Here is a 3,494-nt window from a genome sequence, read left to right as displayed (position 1 = left end):
ACTCATGCCCTATCGTTGATCGCTCAGTGTTTACGCGAGCTGCCCGAGCAAAAGGAACTCCATGAGTGCCTTTTGTGCGTGCATCCTGTTTTCAGCCTCATCCCAGACCACGGACTGCGGGCCGTCGATCACTTCGGCTTCGACTTCTTCGCCGCGGTGGGCAGGCAGGCAATGCATGAAAAGCGCGTCGGGTTTGGCCGCGGCCATCATTTCGGCGTCCACGCACCAGTCCGCAAAAGCTTTCTTGCGTGCTTCGTTTTCGGCCTCATAGCCCATGCTGGTCCATACGTCGGTGGTGACCAGGTCGGCACCAGCGCACGCCTGCATCGGGTCCTTGAAGACCTTGTAGCTTTCGGCCGAACGGATGCCGGCGATGGACTGGTCAACCTCGTAGCCGCCCGGGGTGCTCACGTGCACCTTGAAGCCGAGGATTTCGCTGGCCTGCAGCCAGGTATTGGCCATGTTGTTGCCGTCACCCACCCAGGCCACTGTCTTGCCCTTGATGGAGCCGCGGTGCTCGATGTAGGTGAAGATGTCGGCCAGGATCTGGCAAGGGTGGAATTCATTGGTCAGGCCGTTGATGACCGGCACGCGCGAGTGCTCGGCGAAGCGGTCGATCTTGGTTTGCTCGAAGGTGCGGATCATCACCAGGTCGACCATGCGGCTGATGACCTTGGCGCTGTCTTCAATCGGCTCGGCACGGCCCAGCTGGCTGTCGCCGGTGGTCAGGTGCACCACACTGCCGCCCAACTGGTACATGCCGGCTTCAAAGCTCACGCGCGTGCGCGTCGAAGCTTTTTCGAAAATCATCGCCAGCGTGCGGTCGACCAGGGGCTGGTGTTTTTCGTAGGCCTTGAACTTCTTCTTGATGATGGCGGCGCGCTCGAAAACATAGGCGTATTCGGCCGCGTTCAGGTCGCTGAACTGCAAATAGTGCCGCACGGCAGCAGGCGTGGAGGGGATCGCAGTGGTCACGCGTTTTTCTCTTTCAAAAGCTGCTTGATCAGCGGAACCAGGATGGCCACCGCTTCGTCGGCTTCAGCTGTGGTCATGATCAGCGAAGGCACCATGCGGATCACGGTGTCAGCGGTCACGCTCAGCAGCAGGCCGTTTTCGGCGGCGCGGGCGAGCAGCTCGCCGCAAGGCACTGTCAGCTCAATGCCCAGCATCAGGCCGCGGCCGCGGATTTCTTTCAAACCTTTTTCGCCGGCCAGTTCCCGGGCCAACGCCGCGCGAAGGTGGTCGCCCACCTTCACGGCGTTGGCAAGCAGGCCTTCTTCTTCCATGATGCGCAGGGTTTCCACTCCGGCGCGCATGGCCAGCGGGTTGCCGCCAAAAGTCGTGCCGTGATTGCCGGGGCTAAAGATGTGGGCGGCCTTGGGGCCGGCAACGACTGCGCCAATCGGCACGCCAGAGCCCAGGCCCTTGGCCAGCGGCATCACGTCGGGCTTGATGCCCGCCCACTGGTGCGCAAACCATTTGCCGGTGCGGCCCATGCCGCATTGCACTTCATCGATCATCAGCAGCCAGTCGCGCTCGTCGCACAGCGCCCGCACGTCGCGCAGGTATTCGTCTTTCATGCTGTTGATGCCGCCTTCGCCCTGGATGGCTTCAAAGAATACGGCGACGACATTGGGGTTATTGGCCGTAGCGGCTTTTAGCGCATCGATGTTGTTGAGCGGTACGCGGATAAATCCCTCCACCAGTGGGCCGAAGCCGGCCTGGACCTTGGGGTTGCCGGTGGCGCTCAGGGTGGCGATGCTGCGGCCGTGAAAGGCTTTCTCATAGACGACGATTTCGGGACGCTCAATGCCCTTGTCATGGCCGAACTTGCGCGCCAGCTTGAGCGCGGCTTCATTGGCTTCCAGGCCCGTGGAGCAGAAAAACACGTTTTCCAGACCCGACAGCTCCACCAGTCTGGCGGCCAGGGTTTCCTGCAGAGGCACGTGGTAGTAATTGGAGCTGTGGATGAGCTTGGCGATCTGGTCCTGCAGGGCGGGCACCAGCTTTGGATGGTTGTGGCCCAGGGTATTGACGGCAATGCCGCCCAGCGCGTCGAGGTAAGCCTTGCCATTGACGTCCCAGACGCGGCAGCCCTGGCCGTGGTCCAGCGCGATGGGCAGGCGGCCGTAGGTGTTCATCACGTGAGGGGAGGCGGCTTCGATGTGCTTGGGAAGGGCTGCGGTCATGGAGAACTCCGGAACAAGGGCTGTAACAGGGCTGAAAATCGGAGGCCCGCAACAAGTGAAGCAGGCCAGGTACTCCGACCCAGAGGTATCGAAACATGAAAGTGCGCCTTCGAGCCCATGCCGTCGTTGCAAATCCTCGCCATAGCCAAAGCTATGTCTGCGGTTTGCGCCTAGGCCTAGGCCCGAATCCATCACTTTCACTTTGTTCCGATACCTTTGGGCCGGAGTACAGGTTGATTTTAGGCGCAGAGTTTGCAGGCTTTTGTGACGATCCTGCATCACTGCAATGCAGGCGCCTGGCGCCTCCTGATGTTGAAAATCAGGCATCAAGTCTTATATAAGAGTCGCAAATAAGATAGAATTGTTGTGCGGTGCAGCATGGGGTGAATACGATCCCTTTCCACGTCAGGCGCCGCAAAAACCCTCCATCCGATGGTCTCCAACACCGCCAAAGAAGTCTTCATTCAGGGTATTACCCGCGACGGCAAAACCTTCCGGCCCAGCGACTGGGCCGACAGGTTGTGCGGCGTGATGAGCCATTTCCGCCCGGGCGGCCCGCAGCCCGGCAGCCACCTGACCTACTCCCCCTGGTGCGTGCCCACCGTCATCAACGGCGTGAAGTGTGTGGTCGTTAACTCAGAGCTGCGCGAGGCCGAGCCCATGGCCTGGGACTTCGCCATCAACTTCGCCAAAGACAACGATTTACAGGTGGCCGAAGCCTGTTTAATTCCGGATCCCCCGCGCAAAGACTGAGGTTTTCGAAGCGCCCAACAAAAAAGCCGTCTTTCGACGGCTTTTTTGCTTTGCTGCAGCGCACCCTACAAAACGGCGGACGGTATTTTCAGAATGCCGTCCGGGCGATTTGCCTGATTGCTCAGGCGGCCTTTGCGGGGGCCAGTGCCAGGGCTTTCACCTTGGCGGACAGGCGGCTCTTGTCGCGCGCTGCCTTGTTCTTGTGGAAGATGCCCTTGTCGGCAACCGTGTCCACAATGCTTTGGGCCTTGGCGAACAGGTCCTTGGCTTTGTCTTTGTCACCGGCTGCAACGGCTTTTTCGACGTTTTTCACAGCGGTGCGGTATTTGGAGCGCAGCGAGGTGTTCGCAGCGTTGAGTTTGACGTCCTGGCGGACGCGCTTACGGCCCGACGCGAGGCGGGGGTTCTTTTTCTTGGGTTTGGCGGTAGCCATATATAAATTCCTTTAATCCTGGGGAGGAGTCTGTGGATGTTGCAGCAAAGCCCACGATTATATACCCCCACGGTCGCTCACTTCGTGTAGCTCCCTGCCCCCCGAGGGGGCCGCCCGCC

At 60.1% G+C, this 3,494-nt stretch carries 4 protein-coding genes; 1 reads left to right on the top strand and 3 read right to left on the bottom strand.

Going from position 1 to position 3,494, the window contains the following annotated elements; all coding sequences use genetic code 11:
• Positions 1-30 precede the first annotated feature (30 nt).
• Positions 31-975: an ornithine carbamoyltransferase gene (argF, locus tag AC1DWI_RS16800; RefSeq protein ID WP_477671382.1), complete on the bottom strand. Its 945-nt coding sequence runs from the start codon at positions 973-975 to the stop codon at positions 31-33.
• The gene (locus tag AC1DWI_RS16795; RefSeq protein ID WP_477671383.1) at positions 972-2,189 is read right to left on the bottom strand and encodes an acetylornithine/succinylornithine family transaminase; all 1,218 of its coding nucleotides are present in this window, start codon (positions 2,187-2,189) and stop codon (positions 972-974) included. Before AC1DWI_RS16795 ends, argF begins: the two co-directional genes overlap by 4 nt.
• Positions 2,190-2,621: 432 nt before the next feature.
• On the opposite strand from AC1DWI_RS16795, the gene AC1DWI_RS16790 reads away from it, so the two are divergent.
• A complete protein-coding gene (locus tag AC1DWI_RS16790) occupies positions 2,622-2,942 on the top strand; it encodes a DUF3579 domain-containing protein (protein WP_411885285.1) in 321 nt (106 codons plus the stop codon).
• A 121-nt stretch (positions 2,943-3,063) separates the two neighbouring features.
• Here AC1DWI_RS16790 and rpsT read toward each other — a convergent pair whose 3' ends face one another.
• On the bottom strand, positions 3,064-3,375 hold the full coding sequence (gene rpsT, locus AC1DWI_RS16785; RefSeq protein WP_007864125.1) for a 30S ribosomal protein S20: 312 nt from the start codon (positions 3,373-3,375) through the stop codon (positions 3,064-3,066).
• Positions 3,376-3,494: the final 119 nt, after the last annotated feature.

The sequence above is a fragment of the Polaromonas sp. P3_C2 genome (assembly GCF_056402675.1).
Note: the sequence above shows the minus strand (reverse complement) of the source record. Positions and strands in the feature narration are given on the sequence as shown.

Coding starts and splice junctions, on each gene's coding strand:
- AC1DWI_RS16795 (WP_477671383.1), bottom strand. CDS start 2,189: ATGACCGCAGCCCTTCCCAAGCACATCGAAGCCGCCTCCCCTCACGTG.
- AC1DWI_RS16790 (WP_411885285.1), top strand. CDS start 2,622: ATGGTCTCCAACACCGCCAAAGAAGTCTTCATTCAGGGTATTACCCGC.
- rpsT (WP_007864125.1), bottom strand. CDS start 3,375: ATGGCTACCGCCAAACCCAAGAAAAAGAACCCCCGCCTCGCGTCGGGC.